Source organism: Paraburkholderia acidisoli (genome assembly GCF_009789675.1).
GTDB classification, from domain to species: Bacteria; Pseudomonadota; Gammaproteobacteria; order Burkholderiales; family Burkholderiaceae; genus Paraburkholderia; species Paraburkholderia acidisoli.
This window is the reverse complement of sequence record NZ_CP046914.1, coordinates 1,388,907-1,406,614: the sequence shown is the minus strand read 5'-3', so window position 1 is coordinate 1,406,614 and position 17,708 is coordinate 1,388,907. Positions and strand designations below refer to the sequence as shown.

Below are 17,708 nucleotides of genomic sequence, written 5' to 3'. Positions count from 1 at the left end.
ATCAAGGCAGCGCCATCGCGCATTGCTGCGCAAACGCGGCAATGCGCTCGCACGCTTCGATCAGGCGCGGTTCATCGACGACAAAACCGAGCCGCACGTAACCGTTCGCGGTTTCGCCAAACGCGCTCGCGTCGAGCACCGACACCTTCTGCGCCTCGAACAACTGCCACGTGAACGCGTGCGTATCGAGCCCCGTGCCGCGCACGTCGATCATCATGAACATGCCGGCTTCCGGTAGCAGGCAGTGCAAACCCGGCACGCTCGCCAATCGCTCATAGACGATGTCGCGCCGCCGCCGGTACGTCTCGCGCACCTCGGCCACGATGCGCGCGCGGTCGTCGAGCGCCACGAGCGCCGCCTCCTGCACGAAGCCCGGCAAACCATAGAGCATGCACAGCGCGAGCCGCGCGAGGTGCCCGATCATCGTCTCGGGCGCGATCACCCAACCGATCCGCCAGCCCGCCATCGCATGCGACTTCGACAGACTGCCGACCGTGACCGTGCGCTCCGCCATGCCGTCGAGCGCGGCGATGCTCACGTGTTCGCGCTCGAACGTGAGATCGGCATAGACCTCGTCGGACAGCACCCACAGGTCATGCTTTTTCGCGAGCCGAGCGATGCGTTCGAGATGCTCGCGCGGCATCACCACACCCGTGGGATTGCACGGCGTCGCGAAGAAGATCGCGCGCGTGCGCGACGTGACGGCGGCTTCCATGGCGTCGCAGTCGAGATGGAAGCCGCTTTCGGGATCGACGGGCACCGGCACGAGCGTCGCGCCCGAGGCGCGAATGGCGGCTTCGTAGGTGAGATACATCGGCTCGGGCACGAGCACTTCGTCGCCGGCCTCGCATAGACAGAGCGACGAGGCGAACAAACCGTTCTGCGCACCCGCGCTCAGAATCACGTTGTCCGCACCGACGCGGCGCCCGCTCAGCTTCGAATGCTCACGCGCGATGGCCGCACGCAGCGGTTCGCGGCCCATGATCGCCGAATAATGCGTGTCGCCGTTGCGTAGCGCCGCGACCGCGCGTTCGACGATGGGCGCGGGCGTCGCGAAGTCGGGATCGCCCACGCTGAGCACGATCACGTCTTCGCCGCGCGCCGCCGCCTGCACCGCCGCATGATGGATTTCCCACGCGGTCGTGCGGCGGCCCTGCAACCGCTCGACCAGATTCGCATACTTCATCGCACTTGCCTCCGTCGAACGCGAATGCGCCGGACCGCATGCATCGCTTCGCGGGATTGCGCCGTTGCGTTCATCACATTTCGTCGATGTGGATTCGTTGATGGGGTTCGTCGGTCGATGCGGGCAACGCGCCGTCTTCCGCGCGCCCGTAACCGGATCCGTAACTGGATTCGTAACGATACCAAGGAACGTTCGCGCCGAAAACGCGCCATGCCCGGTGCAACACCGTCCAACCCGATGCTAGTATGTCCAACCTGCTGGACGGAAGATTTCAGGGTATTTTCTCGGCAATCGCAACGTCATGTCTTCCCCCTACGAAGTCCCCGCGCTGCGGCGCATTCACGACATCCTTGACGTGCTCGCCCACGCGCAGGCGCCCGTGCGCGCCACGGCTATCGGCGAAATCACGGGGCTTTCGCGCAGCACGCTGTATCTGATGCTCGATTCGCTCGAGCGGCGCGGCTGGATCGAAAAGCGCGCGGACGGCTATATCGTCGGCGTCACGCTGTTCGAGCTGGGCAGCGCCTATGTGCGGCACGACCGGCTGCAAGACGTGTTCCGCCAGGAAGCGGCCGCGTTCGTCGCGAAACACAACGAGGTCGTGCAACTCGCGGTGCTCGACGGCGCGGAAGTGGTCTACATCGCGCGCGAAGATGCGTCGCGGCCCGTACGGCTCGTGTCCGATCTCGGCTCGCGTCTGCCCGCGCATTGCTGCGCGCTCGGCAAGGCGCTGCTCGCGAGTCTCCCCGACGACGAAGTCAACGCCGTGCTGCCGCGCCAGCTGACCGCCGTGACGGCTCGCACGCTCACGCGCAAGACAGATTTGCTCGCGGCGCTAGTTTCGATACGCCGCACGGGCCTCGCGCAGGAACGCGAAGAGGTCACGGCCGGGCTCGCGTGCTTCGCGGCCTTCGTGGGCGTGACCGCGCTGGGCAAACGCGTGGCGGTCAGCACGAGCCTGCCGCTCGAACGGCTCGACGCGCGCCGCGAGAAGCGGCTCGCGATCGCGGTGGTGGAGATGGCGCATCGTATCGGCAAGACGCTTTGACGCTGCGTTGATGCGCGTGCACTCGCGCTTCCGTGCAAGTATTAGGTGCGAGCGTTTAGTGCGAGTGACGCGGCTCGCCGCGCTGTTCGATCACGCGCAAATACAGCGTCGCGGGCTCGAGGCAACCGCCTGTCGAAAGCTGGCCCACGGTCTTGCGATACAGCTCCTGCCAGGGGGTTTGCGAAGGCGGCGCTTCGAACGGCGCTTCGGCGCGGCGGCGCTCGATTTCATCGGCGGCTAGCAGCACCTCCACCTTGCGCGCATTCAGATCGACGCGAATGCGGTCGTTCGTGCGCAGCAGCGCCAGACCGCCGCCCACGGCCGCTTCCGGCGACATGTTGAGGATCGAAGGGCTCGCCGACGTGCCGCTCTGCCGCCCGTCGCCCATGCACGGCAACGAGGTCACGCCGCGCTTCACCATCTCGGCCGGCGGGGCCATGTTCACGACTTCCGCGCTGCCTGGATACCCCACCGTGCCGCAACCGCGAATCACGAGCATGCAATGTTCGTCGATGCGCAGCGAGGGATCGTTGATGCGCGCCCGGTAATCCTCGGGGCCGTCGAACACGATCGCGCGTGTTTCGAACACGTTTTCCGCGCCGGGCTCGCTCAGATAGGTCTGGCGAAACGCCTCGCCCACCACGGACATCTTCATGATCGCGCTGTCGAAGAAGTTGCCCGAAAGCACGATGAAGCCCGCGCCATGCATCAGCGGATCATCGGCAGTACGAATGACTTCGCGATCGGCGTCGGGCGCGGTGTCGGCGATCTCGCCAATCGTCTTGCCCGAGACCGTTTTGCACGCACGTCGCAAGAGCCCCGCGCGGTCGAGCTGGCGCAGCACCGCGGGCACGCCGCCCGCGCGATGGAAACTCTCGCCGAGATAGTCGCCGGCGGGCATGCAATTGGCGAGCAGGGGCACCGCTTCGCCATAGTGCTGCCAGTCTTCGAGACTCAGATCCACGCCCATGTGCCGCGCGATCGCGATCAGATGCGGCGGACAATTCGTCGATGCGCCCAGCGCCGACGCCACGACGATCGCATTCGCGAACGCCTCGCGCGTCATGATGCGCGAGGGCCGCACGTCTTCGCGCACGAGATCGACGGCGCGCTTGCCCGTGGCATAGGCCATCTGCCCGCGCTCGCGATACGCGGCGGGAATGCTCGCGCAGCCGGGCAACGACATGCCGAGCGCTTCGGCGAGACAGTTCATCGAGAGCGCGGTGCCCATCGTGTTGCAATGGCCGATGGAAGGCGACGAGGCCGTCGTCAGCGCCATGAAGCCTTCGTAATCGATCTCGCCCGCCGCGAGCAGATTGCGCGCGTGCCAGATCACCGTGCCGGAGCCCACGCGTTTGCCTTCGTACCAGCCGTCGAGCATCGGGCCGCCGGACAGCACGATCGCGGGCAGATCGACGGTCGCGGCCGCCATCAGACACGCGGGCGTGGTCTTGTCGCAGCCCGTGGTGAGCACCACGCCATCGAGCGGAAAACCGTGCAGGATCTCGACGAGCCCGAGATACGCGAGATTGCGATCGAGCGCGGCGGTCGGCCTGCGGCTCTGCTCCGCGAGCGGATGCACGGGAAACTCCATCGGAATGCCGCCCGCGTCGCGAATGCCGGCTTTCACGCGGTCCGCGAGCGCGATGTGATGACGATTGCACGGCGCGAGATCGCTGCCCGTTTGCGCAATGCCGATGACCGGACGGCCCGACTGCAACTCCTCGCGCGTGAGGCCGTAATTCATGAAGCGCTCCACATAGAGCGCGGTCATGTCCGCGTGCGAGGGATCGTCGAACCATTCCTGGCTGCGCAGACGTCGCGGTGCCGAATTCGTCATGGCATCTCCTTCCATGTGGCGCGGCGCGTGATGACTGCGCCGCGCTCGTTATGTGCATGTCGCGCGCCGGCAGACCGATTCGGTCGCGCAGTTTGTTACCGATAACATCGACGATGGTAGCACGAGGCTCGCGGCGTCGCAGCCAGGACAACTACCGCGCGCGGTGAGGAAGATGCAGGAAGATTCAGCGGGCTTCAGGCACTTTCACGCGGCACCACTGCATAAGGCGTGCGCGTTTTCACCGTGCGACGCCCACCGCCATCCGCCGCGCCGAGCGCCGCGACGATCGCTTCGCCCGCGCGCTGGCCGATGCCGTACGCATCGACGGAAACGGTCGTGATCGACGGATGGCAGCATGCGCCGATCTCGAAGTTGCCGAAGCCCGCGACCGCGATGTCGGCGGGCACGCGCAGGCCGCGCCGCTGGCACTCCATGATCGCGCCGAAAGCCGACATGTCGCTCACGCACATCACCGCTTGCGTGTCGGGCCAGCGCGAGAGCAACTCGGCCATCGCGGGCGCGCCGTGACTCATCGTGATCGGCGACTCGCCGAGCCTCACCACGCGATCGCGGTCGAGCCCGAGCGCCTTCGTTTCGAGCTGAAAGCCTTTGAGCCGGTCGATGCCGCGCCGGTCCAGATCGCTCGCGCCGCCCAGAAACCCGATGCGCCGGTGCCCTTTATCGGCGAGATAACGCACCATTTCGCGCGCGGCGTTCACGTTGGAAAATCCCACGGCCATGTCGATCGGCTCGGCGGGCAGATCCCACATCTCGACCACGGGCACGCCCGAACGTTGCAACAGCGCGCGTGTGGCGGCCGTGTGCCGCGAGCCGGTGAGCGCGATGCAGCGCGGCTGATGACGCAGCATCTGCCGCACGAGACGCTCTTCGCGATCGGGCAGATAGTCGGTGTCGCCGATCAGCAATTCAAGACCTTGCGGTTCGAGCACGGCGGTCAGTCCGCTCACGGTGTCCGAGAAGTTCGAGCTGGACAACGACGGCACGAGCACGGCGACGAACGACGAGCGCCCCGACGACAACGCACCGGCCGCGGCATCCGCCACGTAACCGAGTTCGTCGATGGCGCGCTGCACGCGCTCGCGCGTGGCCTCCGATGCGCTCTGCCCCGCCATCACGCGCGACACCGTCATCTTCGAGACACCCGCGAGACGGGCGACGTCGGACATGCGGGGCGGCGTGGCTTTCGGTACGGCGGTTTTGGACATCGGGGCGGCGGCGGGTGGGATGAAAAGGTGCGCCTATGATAACGGCAGCGCTGCTGCGTGGCGGCTTTTCCGCGAAAGCGAAAGAGTGCTCTTAGCGTATTTAATTCGATATCCTTATCAAAGGTGGAGCGAGCAAGAGCATGAAAAATCCCGCCGTGCCGAATTCGTTCACAATAACGCGGCGGCGTGAGGCCGCGCGCTACGCCCACCCACCCACGCCAAGGAGACGAGTCATGCCAGCCACTGCCCGCACCATCGCCGAAAAGCGCGCCGAATTTCGCGCCCTGCACGCTTCCGGCTGCTTCGTGCTGCCGAACCCGTTCGACGCGGGCAGCGCGCGCTATCTGCAAGGACTCGGCTTCAAGGCGCTCGCCACCACGAGCTCGGGTTTCGCGTGGTCGCGCGGCCACGCCGACAACACCTTGCCGCGCGACGCGATCCTCGCGCATCTGCGCGAGATCGCGGCCGCGACCGACCTGCCCGTGAACGCCGACTTCGAAAACGGTTTCGGCGACGACCCGGAAGGCGTTGCCGAGAGCGTCGGACTCGCGGTGGAAACGGGCGTGGCAGGCGTGTCCGTCGAAGATTCGACACGTGACGGCGGCGCGCCGTTATTGCCGGTCGCGGTGGCGGTCGAGCGCATGCGCGCCGCGCGGCGCGCCATCGACGCGCGCGGCGGCGACACGATCCTCGTCGGCCGCGCCGAAAATTTCGTGGTAGGCGTGCCCGATCTCGACGACGCGATCGCGCGCCTGCAAGCGTATGCCGAAGCCGGCGCCGATTGCCTCTACGCGCCGGGCATCAAGACACGCGAAGAGATCGCGGCCGTGGTCGCGGCCGTTGCCCCCAAGCCGGTCAATGTGCTGATCGGTTCGCAATCGGACTTCACGCTCGACGACCTGGCCGCGCTCGGTGTGCGGCGCGTCAGCGTGGGCGGCGCACTCGCGCGCGCCGCGTGGGGCGGGTTCCTGCACGCGGCACAACGGCTCGCCGAAGGCCGCTTCGACGGCTTCGAGCACGCGGCGCAAGGCGCGAAGCTCGACGCGTTTTTCCAGGACAAGGGCTGAGGCTCGATCCGGCGCGTGGGGGAAGCCGGCGCCAATCGCGTTGCGATCCTCGACGCGAGGTGGGCTGAAGCATGAACACGCCCGCTCACGCTAAGTTTCGTTTCGGCGATAAAAAAGGCGGCCTGTAGCCGCCTTTTTTCATGCCTGATCGCCGGTCGTTAATCCCAGTGACGATGGCGGCTGTGATGATGGCGGCCGCGATAGCCGCGCGAATACTCGTCGGAGTAGGAATTCGAACGCGAGATGTTGCCGCCCAGCGCCGATCCCGCACCGCCGCCCACCGCGGCGCCGATCAAGCCGCCGCCGCGCCCGCCCATGGCATTGCCGGCTGCCGTGCCCGCGCCGCCGCCGAGCGCGCCCCCGATGATCGCACCCGTACGCTCGCGCCGGTTCGACGTCACTGCGCCGCCCGCGCCACCGCCCAGCGCGCCGCCGATCACCGAGCCGGTGCTACCACCGACGGCACCGCCGAGCGCCGCACCCGCGACGCCGCCGAGCGCGCCGCCCAAGGCGTTGTTCATGTCGCCGGCCAGCGCCGGCAGGGACGTCGCCGCGGCCAACGTTGCGACGGCAACCATGCGGAGGAGTTTGTTCGACATTGCAGTGCTCTTCTGTTTTTGAGATGGCACCGAGTATAGCTGCGCAAATGTAAGGTTTTTGTAACGACGAGACAGGGGCACAGTAAGAGGTGTAACAAAATCGGGGGAAACTTTTCCTTACTCGCTCTCCCACTGCGCGATCAGTTCGGAAGGCACCGCATGAACAAGTTCCGAATAGCGCTTGCCAACGCAGTGTTCGGCTTTGCGGAGTAATACGGGGATCGGGCTGCTGGGTTCGTGTTGCTCGAACCAGTGGCGAGCCGTACGCATGGCGTTCAGTGCCGCTTCGCGGCTGGAGACCGGAGCATCGGCGGGTTTCGCCCGTGGCTCACTCGTCGCGAACTCTTCTTGCGGATTGGCCTCGGCTCCGGTCGCCATCTCGCGAACGTCGAAGGCCGGCACATCGTCGTCAATGACTTGCGCTGGCGAGTCGAACGCCACCGCCAGCGGCGCGCGTCCCGCTATATGCTTCAAGATGCGCCGTAGCGGCGTGAAATCGGGCTCGTAGCCTTCGAGATGGGTGCGTGCCCAAACCTCGATCGCCTCGATATGCGCGAGCGCTTCGTCGAGCGAGGCGAACAATGCGGGCTGTTGCACACACAAGTCGTCGAGCTGCAACGAGACCGACTCCGGCGCGAGCGCGTCGCTCGAACGCGGATGCGCGAATGCACGCTCGATATCCCTCAGTTGCAGACGCGTGACGCTCGACTTCGTCAGCGCAATGTCGCGCACGTCGGCAAGCAAGCCGTCGGTATCGGTCAGCGCCTGCAAGGCATTCATGCGAATTTCGAGCGCGGCGTCACGATCCGCGTCGACCGAGAGTTGCGGGTGGATCGCGTCCGGAAATCCCGTCAACCACGACGCGAGCAAGCGCAACCCTTCCGCGAGCCCCGATGCGAACGTCAACCGCGTACGACAACGCGTAAAAACGATGGCGAGGCGAATGTCCTTGCTGCGCATCATCAGGCGACGACATTCGCGATCGATTTCCCCCCAGTTGACCGGCTCGGGCACGCCGACGAAGTCGCCGTATTGCGCATCGGTTCTGGCCGCGACCTTGCTGGCCAGCACAATGAACTCCGGATCGTATTCCAGATCGGCCCCGCAGGGAGACTCTGCTGTCACGGGCATCAGCCAGTCATGCGCCGGTTGCGCACGAGGTCTCGCCGCCGCCGTGGGCCGCCCGTTGTTTCTATCGTTCATCGTCAGCTCCATAGATGACTGCCGCAGTCTCCGGGCTTAAGCCCGCGCGCCCATTCGAACCGGCCAACGCGCGACCTTGCCGCGCTGCATCGAATGCAGTTCCGTCTGCGTGAACGCATTGATCGACACGTGGCGAGCGAGGTAGTGCTCCAGAATCGTCCCAAGCAGATAAGGGCTCACTCCGGAGAAGCCGCTTTCGTCGACGGTCAACGTACATTCGATTCCCCGCCCGAATACCAGTGGCCCGTTACCCGGCAGCACGCGAGTGGCCGGCTGCGTCTTTACGCCGATCAACGCTTCGACCTGCCGATGTTGCTCCGCATCGTCGCTCGCCAGAAAGAGCCTCAACGCGTCACGCAAACCCTGACCGCCCGCGCGATGGTCCATCTCGCTGAAGGGCAAGAAGTTGAAATTGAGTTGCCGGATGAGGCGCCAGGCCAGTTCGCGCTCGGCGAACGGCGCCTTCGGCGTGCTGGGCGGCCGGATCAACCCGATGGAGGCGAGACCCGCGAGCGCGTCCATGTCGTCGGAGAACAGATCGCTCACGCCGTTGCGCGGAACCAGCATGGGCAGGTCGCGGTTCGTCAGCCACGCATCCACGCTCAAATAGCGGATGTCCTCGCTAAACGGTGCCTCGTGTTGATCCACCAGCGAGACGAACAATTCAGTGCCGATGTAAGGCGTGCGTGTACCGTAGCGGCGCGCCGATTGCGACGTGAGCCGCGGCTCGCGTCGAGTGGAAAAATAGCGGCCATAGTTGCCTTCGTCGCTATTCAGTGTTTGGTAGAGCGGCCGAAATTCCAGTTCCGGCGCGCCGAACTTCTTCTGCCCGAGCAGCCGGTCGACCGAGAAAACCTCGTAATCCATGGGCTCGAGTCGCGAAGGCGTGAGCCGGAACTCGACGTCGCGCTCGGCCAGTTCGATCTGGTCGGTGCGCCTGCGAAATAGATTCACCACAGGAGAGCAAAACAACGCGAAGCGCGACGCGTCGACGAGCGGCGCCAGTCGTTCAGTGGACTGATCGAGCAGAACAACGATCTCCACACTGTGCCCGTCGATACGGCGAAGCCCCGCCGCCAGACCGGTCAGCGCAAAAAAATAGAAGCGACTGGGGCACGCAAAATACTCGTGCAGCAAATTATGGCCATGAAACGTGGACCAGGTCAGAGGCAGCAGACCTTGTTCGGTTCCCATCCCCTCGCTCACGACGGCGTCGCGCGTGACGGCATGCACAGGCTTGCCATCAGCGCCGATCCGATCCGGTTCGCCGACGAGCGTGGCAACCGCGCCCACATGCAGGAGCTCGAACAAAAACGACGCAACCTGCTCGTCGCCCGCAAGATAGACGGGCAAACGGTCAAGATCGCGAAGCTCGGCAATACGAGTTGCGTTCGTCGTTTGCAAGCGCAAGCGCAGCGCGCCGCGTATTTGTCTGTGCGATGGAACGTATCGATCGAGCGCGGGAATATCGGCGGGAACGTTCGTCAATCGTGCCTCGGCAACCGCCAGCGGATAAAGCGTGATGTCTTGACCGGTACGGAACTGGCAAGGCGTGATTTCGCCTTCCGCCACGCGCGACTTCACCATCGTGCCACGCGGAATGGTCAACCCTTGCGCGAGATCCGGATCGCTGCTTTCCGGGTAAAACCGCGCGACCGCCATGGATGGCGTGGGCGCCACGTAATTCGGATAAAGAACTTCGAGGAGGCGCCCGGTAAAGCGTGGGAATTCGGTATCAAGCTTGACCTGCGTGCGCGCCGCCATGAAACAGAACGACTCGATCAGTCTTTCGACATACGGATCCTGCACGTCACCCGGTTGCACCACCAAACGTCGCCCAATCCTGGGGTGCGCCTTCGCGAACTCGCTCGCAAGTTCGCGCAGGCTTACCAGTTCCTGATTGTAGTAGTCGAGAAGCCTCGGATCCATGCGCTACCTGTGACAGAAAAGACGGCTCATTCCGACCGTCTGCGGGCAACGTTGAGTTGGCTCGTTTCGAGATCAAGCGTGCTTTGCACCATGAATTCGAGCGGGTACGGGTCCATCTGGATCATGCCGCGGATTTCAAACGACACGTTGTTATAGCTGGCCGCCTCTCCGCCGGGCATGGGCACGACCATGAGGTGGCCGGGAATCAGACGCGGCTCGAAATCGAGGATCGCCCTGCGAATGATCTGTTCGATGTCCGCCCAGTTGCGCGACGCTACGAATGTGCCCGCCAACGCCGGAACTCCGTAGTTGATCGTCGACGCGGCGGCCTCGGGATAGCGCTCGCGATCGAGCAGATCGTCGAGACTTGTCGTATTCAATAGATAAGCCAGATCGCGCTGGACGATGTCGCGCATTTGCGAACGCGTCATCGCGTATTCGTCGGGCGCCTCGTGCTGACGATGCGGAGCCGTGTCGGCCAGCCGGTCGATGAGCGTCGGCATGAGGTACGCGTTCGCGCGGCGCGGTGCGCCGGTCGCGTCGTCTGGTGCGCGGAAGCGTCGTCTGGTCATTGCGCGCCCTCGGCGCTTGCCAACAACGTCGAAGCACACCGATCGCCAAAAATGCAGTCCCTCAATTCGAAGATGCCGATGTCTCCCGCACTGGTCGCCCAAGTTTTCCCTCCGACGCCAATCACGCCGGAACGTCCCGTGCGATGCCAGTGCGTGCAGCGCCCGATGGCAAGCACGTTGTCGTCGGCGCGTCCCGAGGCTGGTACATCCGGCGAGGGCGCATAGCGCGCCGGCATGAAGCCGCGCAACGCCGTGCCGTCGTGCAGCGTAACGGCGCACGCCACCCACACGAGATCGAGCAGGCCGGCCGGCTCGACGATGTGCCAGCTAGCGATGTCGGCCACGGACAACCAGCGATACGATCCCGCAACGATGAGTTCGCACACTGGCCCGAGGCGGGAGTCGCTATCGGCAATCCACTCGAACGCGTGCCCGCCCCCTGTGCCCTTGATCGAAGGCGCGGCGTCCAGGGCCGCTTCGCGAGCCTCGTCGGCCGCATCGAGCTTGCCGTGTGCCATGAGATGCAACGCCTTCCCCAATCCGGCTATCCACTGCGGCATGTCGTCCATCACGAAAGCCGGCACGCGCTCGCCCGCCATGACCTGCTCTCGCCAACACTCCGCGCGTATCAAGTCGCGGTAAGCCTGAACGACCGCATCGCGAGTGCGATCGAGTTGCCCGAATACCTGCAACTGCCCAACGGCACGCTTCCACTCGCGCGCGACGCATAGCCATTGGAACAACGCCCAACGATGCGACGCGTCGGCCGGATTCGCCCGGATGCGGTGCTCGATGGTTTCAATTTGCTGTACGACGTCGGGACAAGGCAATCCCGCCGCGAGAATGTCGGGGTTCGAGGTCAAGGCATTCACTCGTCAAAGGTGTAAGCCGACGCATTGAGTTCGGCTAGCGGACTGTCGATGGCAAGGGTGTGGTGCTCGCGACGTGTCAACGCCGGTGGCAACGCTTTCACCGGACGGGCTGACATCTCGTAGTCGCGCGGGGCGAATAAGCGCAAGATTTCTGGAATGCCCTCGGATTGCACGACGTCGCCGCGCGCGCCGAACCTCAGACCGAATGCATCTTCAAGATTCTCGATGTCAGGGAACATGCCGGTGATCGCTCCGCCCGCCTCCCTGTCCCAGGCGGAATCGGCCATCGCGTCGCGCCGTAATTCCGCGGCATTGCCCGAACCCGGCGTGGTCCACGTTCCCGACGGCAATTCATACGGAGTCTCGAGTGCCTTGCAGTAGTGCACGTAGAGCGCACCGAGCAAACTCCCGACGTCCTGCGCCGGGGAATCGCGCTCGTTTGCCGGCTCGAACACCTTGTCGCCGGCGTGCAGTCGCGATCCCAGCATAGTGAGGAAACTTTCGTCCTCGATGGCTGCGGAACGCCGGTCAGAGTCGATTGTTTCATGGCGCCAGGCGGCCCGACCCATTTCCCGCGCAGATGCTCCTCCATCGTTTCGCGGAAGGCTGCGAGGTTCCTCAGTACGATCAATACCGTTTGGCTTGCGAAATAACTTGCTGATCCACATAGGAAACTTAGTCTTTTCGAGGTCAATACGCAGGCCGTTTAATACGCAGGCCGTTTAGCACTCGCCTTTTACTCGACAACTCGCATGATTAAGACACATCGCACCGCATCACGTCTACGCTTCACGGTCAATTTTATCGGCTTATCTTCCAGAGGAAATTTGAGATTTAAATTAATCACTAAGAATAATCCGAATTCTCGATATCGACTCACTAAAAACTCAGAAATTGCGTCGCATACCATAGGAAAAATCCTCTTGCCATCGTGAGAAAAAATCTAACCAACTCGATAATTTCAATAACAATCAAATACTTAATGAAAAATGAAAATCATTGGATGTATATCGAAAAAAAATTCATGATGAAAATCAAGAAATTTTATCGAAAAATTGATGGCACGATTTGACTGCGAGACGAATTTCCACCAATAATTGACAACGTCATCGGCCGATAAAAATTCCAACCTGAGAGAAGTCGATATAAGGAGACAAGAGATGCTACTCAACGGCACTCATAACTTATACGGTTTAAACCGGTCGACCAATTTAGCCTGATTGCGTCAATTATTCGATGCAATTCTTGCAATCCAACAATATCAAACCCGCTTAAAAACAAGGCTATGTCCATTCCACGCCATGCGCTGTTTGGGAAACTCGGGGTCACACTGTTTCGCAGCATCGAATCGGCAACGACGTATTGCAAGCTTCGAGGCAATCCCTACGTCGAACTCGTGCACTGGCTGCACCAGGTGCTGCAATTGCCGGACAGTGACCTGCATCGCATCATCCGGCACGCTGGCATCGAGCGCGAAACGCTTGATCGCGACGTTGCGCGCGCATTGGCAGCGCTGCCGGGCGGCGCGAGTTCGCTGAGCGACTTCTCTCACTACGTCGAACTGGCGATCGAGCGAGCCTGGATCCTGACCTCGCTCGAATTTGGCGAGAGTCGCATTCGCAGCGCATGGCTCATGGCCGCGTTGTCGAGCACCGCGGAGTTGCGCAGGGTCCTGCTATCCATTTCACCCACGTTTTCCCGCGTTCCTCGCGATGATTTCGACAGCACGTTGCGCCCCTGGATCGACGGCTCGCCCGAGCGCACCGATGCGGCCTACGACAACAGCGATCTCGCTGCAGCGCTCCCCGGCGAAGCCTCCGCGTCGACGCACAACCAATCGAATGGCCACTCGTTCGAACAATATTGCCAGGATCTCACCGCGCGCGCGCGGGCGGGCGAAATCGATCCCGTGGTTGGACGCGAACTCGAAATCCGCACAATGATCGACGTGCTGCTCAGACGGCGGCAGAACAACCCGCTGCTGACGGGCGAGGCCGGCGTGGGTAAAACGGCCGTGGTCGAAGGACTCGCACGGGCTATCAACGAAGGCAATGTCCCACCACAACTCGTCGAAGTCCGGCTGATGTCGCTAGATGTGGGCGCCTTGCTGGCGGGCGCCAGCATGAAGGGGGAGTTCGAGGCCCGATTGAAAGGCGTGCTGGAATCCGCGGCGAAATCGCCCGTGCCCATTGTGCTGTTCGTAGACGAAATCCACACGCTGGTGGGCGCGGGCGGCCAGGCAGGAACCGGCGACGCCGCCAATCTGCTCAAACCCGCTTTGGCCCGCGGCACGCTCCGCACCATCGGCGCCACGACGTGGTCGGAATACAAGCGCCATATCGAGAAAGACCCGGCGCTCACGCGACGCTTTCAGGTCTTGCAGGTGCCGGAGCCAGAGGAGCCCAAAGCCATCGAAATGGTTCGCGGTCTTGTCAACGCCTTCGCCGCACATCACCGGGTCATTGTCCGCGACGAGGCAGTGCGCGCCGCAGTCGTGCTGTCGCATCGCTACATCCCCTCGCGGCAACTGCCCGACAAGGCGATCAGCCTGCTTGATACCGCGTGCGCTCGCGTCGCGCTATCGCAGCACACGGCTCCGCGCTCGTTACAGGACGTGCGCCAGCGCCTCGCTGCCGCCCACGTCGAGCAGCAACTGCTCGAACGCGAGTCGCGTATCGGGTTATCCGTCGACAAAGCCATGGCCGCAGTGCGCACGCGCATAGAAGCGCTGGACGCCGAAGCGCGAGCACTGGAGGCACGCTGGCAAGCGCAGGCGGCCGCCGCGCAAGCGCTGGCGGCAGCACGTGAGTCAGCTATGGCCTCCGAAGCGCAAGACGGAGATTCGCCCGCGGAGGCGCGAGCCACGCTGCACGCTCTCGAACACGCGCTGCGCGCATTGCAAGACAACGAAGTCCTGGTATTCCCTGAAGTCGACGAAACCATCATCGCCGAAGTGGTTTCCGACTGGACCGGCATTCCCGCAGGTCGCATGGTGAAAGATGAAATCGCCGCCGTGCGTTCGCTGCCTGCGACGCTCGCGAGTCGTGTCATCGGCCAAACGCCCGCGCTTCTGCAAATCTGCGAACGCGTCCAAACTGCGCGCGCCGGTCTCGCCGACCCGAAGAAGCCGCTCGGTGTGTTTCTCCTCGCCGGGCCGTCCGGTGTCGGCAAAACCGAGACGGCGCTCGCGCTCGCCGAGGCGCTATATGGCGGCGAACAGAATCTCATCACGATCAACATGAGCGAGTACCAGGAGGCGCACACGGTCTCCGGACTCAAAGGCGCCCCACCGGGTTACGTGGGCTATGGCGAAGGCGGCGTGCTCACGGAGGCGGTACGCCGTCGCCCTTATTCGGTCGTATTGCTCGACGAGATCGAGAAAGCGCATCGTGACGTCCACGAAATGTTCTTCCAGGTGTTCGACAAAGGCTATATGGAAGACGGCGACGGACGCTTTATCGATTTCCGCAACACCACGATTCTCCTCACGAGCAACGCCGGCGCAGCGTTGACCAGCAATCTATGTGCGGACAAAGCGCTAGCCCCCGACCAGGACGGTCTGCGCGCCGCGCTCGAACCCGAACTGCTGACGACGTTTCCTGCCGCCTTTCTCGGCCGCATGACGCTGGTGCCGTATCGCCCGCTCGCGCGCGAAACGCTGGCCGACATCGTGCGCCTGCACCTTGACCGCGTCGTCGCGCGCATGGCTGAAAACCAGGCAATCGCGCTGAGCTACGCGGCACGCGTGGTCGACTACGTCGTTGCACGTTGCCTCGTGGAGGAAACCGGTGCCCGCGTGCTGATCGGTTTCATCGAACAGAACATCCTGCCCCGCCTTTCCGCGCTCTGGCTCGATGCGCTCGCACAAAAGGCAGCGCTCGCTACCATTCATATCGAGATTGCCGATGCAACGGCGCCCGCCGCGCAGGCGCTTGCCTTCGTGGCGCAACCCGCCGTTGTTCCCAGCGTTCCTGTCGGCCACGGCAACTAGAACGTTTCGACTTTTTCCACGCCTACGGAGTCCATGCATGTCCGTTACCAATAGTTCGCAGAAGTTCATCGCGCACAACCGCGCCCCACGCGTCCAGATCGAGTACGACGTCGAAGTCTACGGCTCCGAAAAGAAGGTTGAACTGCCGTTCGTGATGGGCGTTCTGGCCGATCTATCCGGCAAGCCCGTCGAGCCTCTGCCGGCTGTGGCGGACCGCCGCTTCCTGGATATCGACATCGACAACTTCGACGAGCGCATGAAGGCGATCAAGCCGCGTGTTGCGTTCGCCGTGGCGAACACGCTCACCGGCGAAGGCCATCTTTCGGTCGACATGACGTTCGAAAGCATCGACGACTTCTCGCCGGCGGCCGTCGCTCGCAAGGTCGACTCGCTGCGACAACTGCTCGACGCTCGCACACAACTCGCGAACCTGCAAACGTATATGGATGGCAAGTCCGGCGCCGAAGCGTTCGTCAATAAACTGCTGGCCGATCCTGCGTTGCTCAAGGCGCTGGCGGCATCGCCCAAGCCACGGACCGACGGAAACACGGAAGCGGAGCGGCCCGCCTCCTGATCGGCATCGCTCGCCGACGCATCCGGGCCATCTCTATTTAAATCAGGATAACGAAGGAAAATCATGGCTACTCAGCAAGCAACGAGCACCGGCTCCGCCACGCTCGCCACGCAAAGCGACTTTTCGCAGCTGCTCGCGCAGGAGTTCCGCCCCAAGACCGAACTGGCGCGCGAAGCGGTGGAGTTTGCGGTCCGCACGCTCGCGGAACAAGCGCTGCAGCAATCCACCACGATCAGCGACGACGCGTACAAGAGCATCGAGGCGATCATCGCGCAGATCGATCACAAGCTTTCCGAACAGATCAATCTCATCCTGCATCACAACGATTTCCAGAAGCTCGAGTCGGCGTGGCGCGGCTTGCATCATCTCGTTGCCAATACGGAAACCGACGAGCGTCTAAAGATCCGCTTCATGGACGTTTCCAAGGAAGAGTTGCGTCGCACGATGAAGCGCTACAAAGGTCTCGCGTGGGATCAAAGCCCGCTTTTCAAGCAGATCTATGAAGAAGAATACGGTCAGCTCGGCGGCGAACCGTATGGCTGCCTGGTCGCGGACTACTACTTTGACCATACGCCGCCCGACGTCGACCTGCTTGGTTCGATCGCAAAGATCGCGGCCGCCGCGCATACGCCGTTCATCTCGGGCGCGTCGCCTTCGGTGCTGCAAATGGAGTCGTGGCAGGAACTCGCCAATCCGCGCGATCTGACCAAAATTTTCACGCAGAACCTCGAATACGCGCCGTGGAATTCGCTGCGCACCACCGATGACGCTCGCTACATCGGCCTCGCCATGCCGCGCTTCCTTTCGCGTCTGCCGTATGGCGCACGCACGAATCCGGTCGACGAATTCGACTTCGAGGAAGACACGAACGGCCCGGACCACCGCAACTATGCGTGGGCCAACGCCGCGTACGCCATGGGCGTCAACATCAACCGGTCGTTCAAGCTGTATGGCTGGTGCTCGCTGATTCGCGGCGTGGAATCGGGCGGCACGGTCGAGAATTTGCCGTGTCATACGTTCCCCACCGACGACGGCGGCATCGACATGAAGTGCCCGACCGAAATCGCCATTTCGGATCGCCGTGAAGCCGAGCTGTCCAAGAACGGGTTCATTCCGCTGGTGCACCGCAAGAACACCGACCACGCCACGTTCATCGGTGCCCAATCCATGCAACGTGCTGCCGAATATCAAGACCCGGACGCTTCGGCCAACGCGAATCTCTCCGCTCGCCTGCCGTATCTGTTCGCGTGCTCGCGCTTCGCCCATTACCTCAAGTGCATCGTGCGCGACAAGATCGGCACGTTCCGCGAGCGCGAGGACATGCAGCGCTGGCTCAACGAATGGATCATGAATTACGTCGACGCCGACCCCGCCAACTCGTCGCAGGAAACCAAGGCGCGCCGGCCACTGGCGGCGGCCGAAGTCGTGGTCGAGGACGTCGAGGGCAACCCCGGCTACTACCAGGCGAAGTTCTTCCTGCGTCCGCATTTCCAGCTCGAAGGGCTGACGGTTTCGTTGCGGCTCGTCGCCCGTCTGCCTTCCGTAAAAGAAGCGGCCTGATTCGCCGGCCGTATCTGGCTAAGGCCAACGCATACAGTTTC

General features: G+C 63.2%; 14 protein-coding genes. 5 read left to right on the top strand and 9 right to left on the bottom strand.

Annotated elements, in window-relative coordinates; all coding sequences use genetic code 11:
* Nucleotide 1: 1 nt before the first annotated feature.
* On the bottom strand, nt 2–1,186 hold the full coding sequence (locus FAZ98_RS20385; protein WP_158953199.1) for a pyridoxal phosphate-dependent aminotransferase: 1,185 nt from the start codon (nt 1,184–1,186) through the stop codon (nt 2–4).
* A gap of 301 nt (nt 1,187–1,487) precedes the next feature.
* On the opposite strand from FAZ98_RS20385, the gene FAZ98_RS20380 reads away from it, so the two are divergent.
* On the top strand, nt 1,488–2,234 hold the full coding sequence (locus FAZ98_RS20380) for an IclR family transcriptional regulator (protein ID WP_158953198.1): 747 nt from the start codon (nt 1,488–1,490) through the stop codon (nt 2,232–2,234).
* 55 nt (nt 2,235–2,289) lie between these two features.
* On the opposite strand, the gene FAZ98_RS20375 is transcribed toward FAZ98_RS20380, so the two are convergent.
* Together FAZ98_RS20375 and FAZ98_RS20370 are read right to left on the bottom strand one after the other, a co-directional pair.
* Nucleotides 2,290–4,074: an IlvD/Edd family dehydratase gene (locus tag FAZ98_RS20375; RefSeq protein WP_158953197.1), complete on the bottom strand. Its 1,785-nt coding sequence runs from the start codon at nt 4,072–4,074 to the stop codon at nt 2,290–2,292.
* A gap of 194 nt (nt 4,075–4,268) precedes the next feature.
* Nucleotides 4,269–5,261, bottom strand: coding sequence for a LacI family DNA-binding transcriptional regulator (locus FAZ98_RS20370; protein ID WP_158953196.1), 993 nt, complete (start codon nt 5,259–5,261; stop codon nt 4,269–4,271).
* A 272-nt stretch (nt 5,262–5,533) separates the two neighbouring features.
* On the opposite strand from FAZ98_RS20370, the gene FAZ98_RS20365 reads away from it, so the two are divergent.
* Nucleotides 5,534–6,367, top strand: a complete 834-nt coding sequence (locus FAZ98_RS20365; protein ID WP_158953195.1) for an isocitrate lyase/PEP mutase family protein — start codon at nt 5,534–5,536, stop codon at nt 6,365–6,367.
* A gap of 158 nt (nt 6,368–6,525) precedes the next feature.
* Here the strand turns inward: FAZ98_RS20365 and FAZ98_RS20360 are convergent, their stop codons facing one another.
* The 6 genes from FAZ98_RS20360 to FAZ98_RS20335 all read right to left on the bottom strand — a co-directional run bounded on the left by FAZ98_RS20360 (nt 6,526) and on the right by FAZ98_RS20335 (nt 12,210).
* Nucleotides 6,526–6,966 carry a hypothetical protein gene (locus tag FAZ98_RS20360; protein ID WP_158953194.1) on the bottom strand — a complete coding sequence of 147 codons (441 nt, stop codon included), beginning with the start codon at nt 6,964–6,966 and terminating at the stop codon, nt 6,526–6,528.
* A 117-nt stretch (nt 6,967–7,083) separates the two neighbouring features.
* The gene (locus FAZ98_RS20355) at nt 7,084–8,175 is read right to left on the bottom strand and encodes a type VI secretion system protein TssA (RefSeq protein ID WP_199272399.1); all 1,092 of its coding nucleotides are present in this window, start codon (nt 8,173–8,175) and stop codon (nt 7,084–7,086) included.
* 30 nt (nt 8,176–8,205) lie between these two features.
* On the bottom strand, nt 8,206–10,098 hold the full coding sequence (gene tssF, locus FAZ98_RS20350; RefSeq protein ID WP_158953192.1) for a type VI secretion system baseplate subunit TssF: 1,893 nt from the start codon (nt 10,096–10,098) through the stop codon (nt 8,206–8,208).
* 26 nt (nt 10,099–10,124) lie between these two features.
* Nucleotides 10,125–10,670, bottom strand: a complete 546-nt coding sequence (tssE, locus tag FAZ98_RS20345; protein WP_158954094.1) for a type VI secretion system baseplate subunit TssE — start codon at nt 10,668–10,670, stop codon at nt 10,125–10,127.
* The gene (locus FAZ98_RS20340) at nt 10,667–11,533 is read right to left on the bottom strand and encodes a type VI secretion system accessory protein TagJ (protein WP_233272751.1); all 867 of its coding nucleotides are present in this window, start codon (nt 11,531–11,533) and stop codon (nt 10,667–10,669) included. The genes tssE and FAZ98_RS20340 overlap by 4 nt, the downstream gene beginning before the upstream one ends.
* A gap of 5 nt (nt 11,534–11,538) precedes the next feature.
* Nucleotides 11,539–12,210 carry a TagK domain-containing protein gene (locus FAZ98_RS20335; RefSeq protein WP_158953190.1) on the bottom strand — a complete coding sequence of 224 codons (672 nt, stop codon included), beginning with the start codon at nt 12,208–12,210 and terminating at the stop codon, nt 11,539–11,541.
* A 617-nt stretch (nt 12,211–12,827) separates the two neighbouring features.
* On the opposite strand from FAZ98_RS20335, the gene tssH reads away from it, so the two are divergent.
* The 3 genes from tssH (at nt 12,828) to tssC (ending at nt 17,667) form a co-directional block, all read left to right on the top strand.
* Nucleotides 12,828–15,533 carry a type VI secretion system ATPase TssH gene (gene tssH / locus FAZ98_RS20330; RefSeq protein ID WP_158953189.1) on the top strand — a complete coding sequence of 902 codons (2,706 nt, stop codon included), beginning with the start codon at nt 12,828–12,830 and terminating at the stop codon, nt 15,531–15,533.
* A gap of 37 nt (nt 15,534–15,570) precedes the next feature.
* Nucleotides 15,571–16,107 (top strand): type VI secretion system contractile sheath small subunit, encoded by a 537-nt coding sequence (gene tssB / locus FAZ98_RS20325; RefSeq protein ID WP_158953188.1) that lies wholly within the window; start codon nt 15,571–15,573, stop codon nt 16,105–16,107.
* A gap of 63 nt (nt 16,108–16,170) precedes the next feature.
* A complete protein-coding gene (tssC, locus tag FAZ98_RS20320; protein ID WP_158953187.1) occupies nt 16,171–17,667 on the top strand; it encodes a type VI secretion system contractile sheath large subunit in 1,497 nt (498 codons plus the stop codon).
* The last annotated feature ends 41 nt before the right edge of the window (nt 17,668–17,708 follow it).

What these genes read in the sequence shown, in the direction of transcription:
- FAZ98_RS20385 (WP_158953199.1), bottom strand. Translation starts at nt 1,186, where the DNA reads ATGAAGTATGCGAATCTGGTCGAGCGGTTGCAGGGCCGCCGCACGACC.
- FAZ98_RS20380 (WP_158953198.1), top strand. Translation starts at nt 1,488, where the DNA reads ATGTCTTCCCCCTACGAAGTCCCCGCGCTGCGGCGCATTCACGACATC.
- FAZ98_RS20375 (WP_158953197.1), bottom strand. Translation starts at nt 4,074, where the DNA reads ATGACGAATTCGGCACCGCGACGTCTGCGCAGCCAGGAATGGTTCGAC.
- FAZ98_RS20370 (WP_158953196.1), bottom strand. Translation starts at nt 5,261, where the DNA reads ATGTCCGACGTCGCCCGTCTCGCGGGTGTCTCGAAGATGACGGTGTCG.
- FAZ98_RS20365 (WP_158953195.1), top strand. Translation starts at nt 5,534, where the DNA reads ATGCCAGCCACTGCCCGCACCATCGCCGAAAAGCGCGCCGAATTTCGC.
- FAZ98_RS20360 (WP_158953194.1), bottom strand. Translation starts at nt 6,966, where the DNA reads ATGTCGAACAAACTCCTCCGCATGGTTGCCGTCGCAACGTTGGCCGCG.
- tssF (WP_158953192.1), bottom strand. Translation starts at nt 10,098, where the DNA reads ATGGATCCGAGGCTTCTCGACTACTACAATCAGGAACTGGTAAGCCTG.
- tssE (WP_158954094.1), bottom strand. Translation starts at nt 10,670, where the DNA reads ATGACCAGACGACGCTTCCGCGCACCAGACGACGCGACCGGCGCACCG.
- FAZ98_RS20335 (WP_158953190.1), bottom strand. Translation starts at nt 12,210, where the DNA reads ATGTGGATCAGCAAGTTATTTCGCAAGCCAAACGGTATTGATCGTACT.
- tssH (WP_158953189.1), top strand. Translation starts at nt 12,828, where the DNA reads ATGTCCATTCCACGCCATGCGCTGTTTGGGAAACTCGGGGTCACACTG.
- tssB (WP_158953188.1), top strand. Translation starts at nt 15,571, where the DNA reads ATGTCCGTTACCAATAGTTCGCAGAAGTTCATCGCGCACAACCGCGCC.
- tssC (WP_158953187.1), top strand. Translation starts at nt 16,171, where the DNA reads ATGGCTACTCAGCAAGCAACGAGCACCGGCTCCGCCACGCTCGCCACG.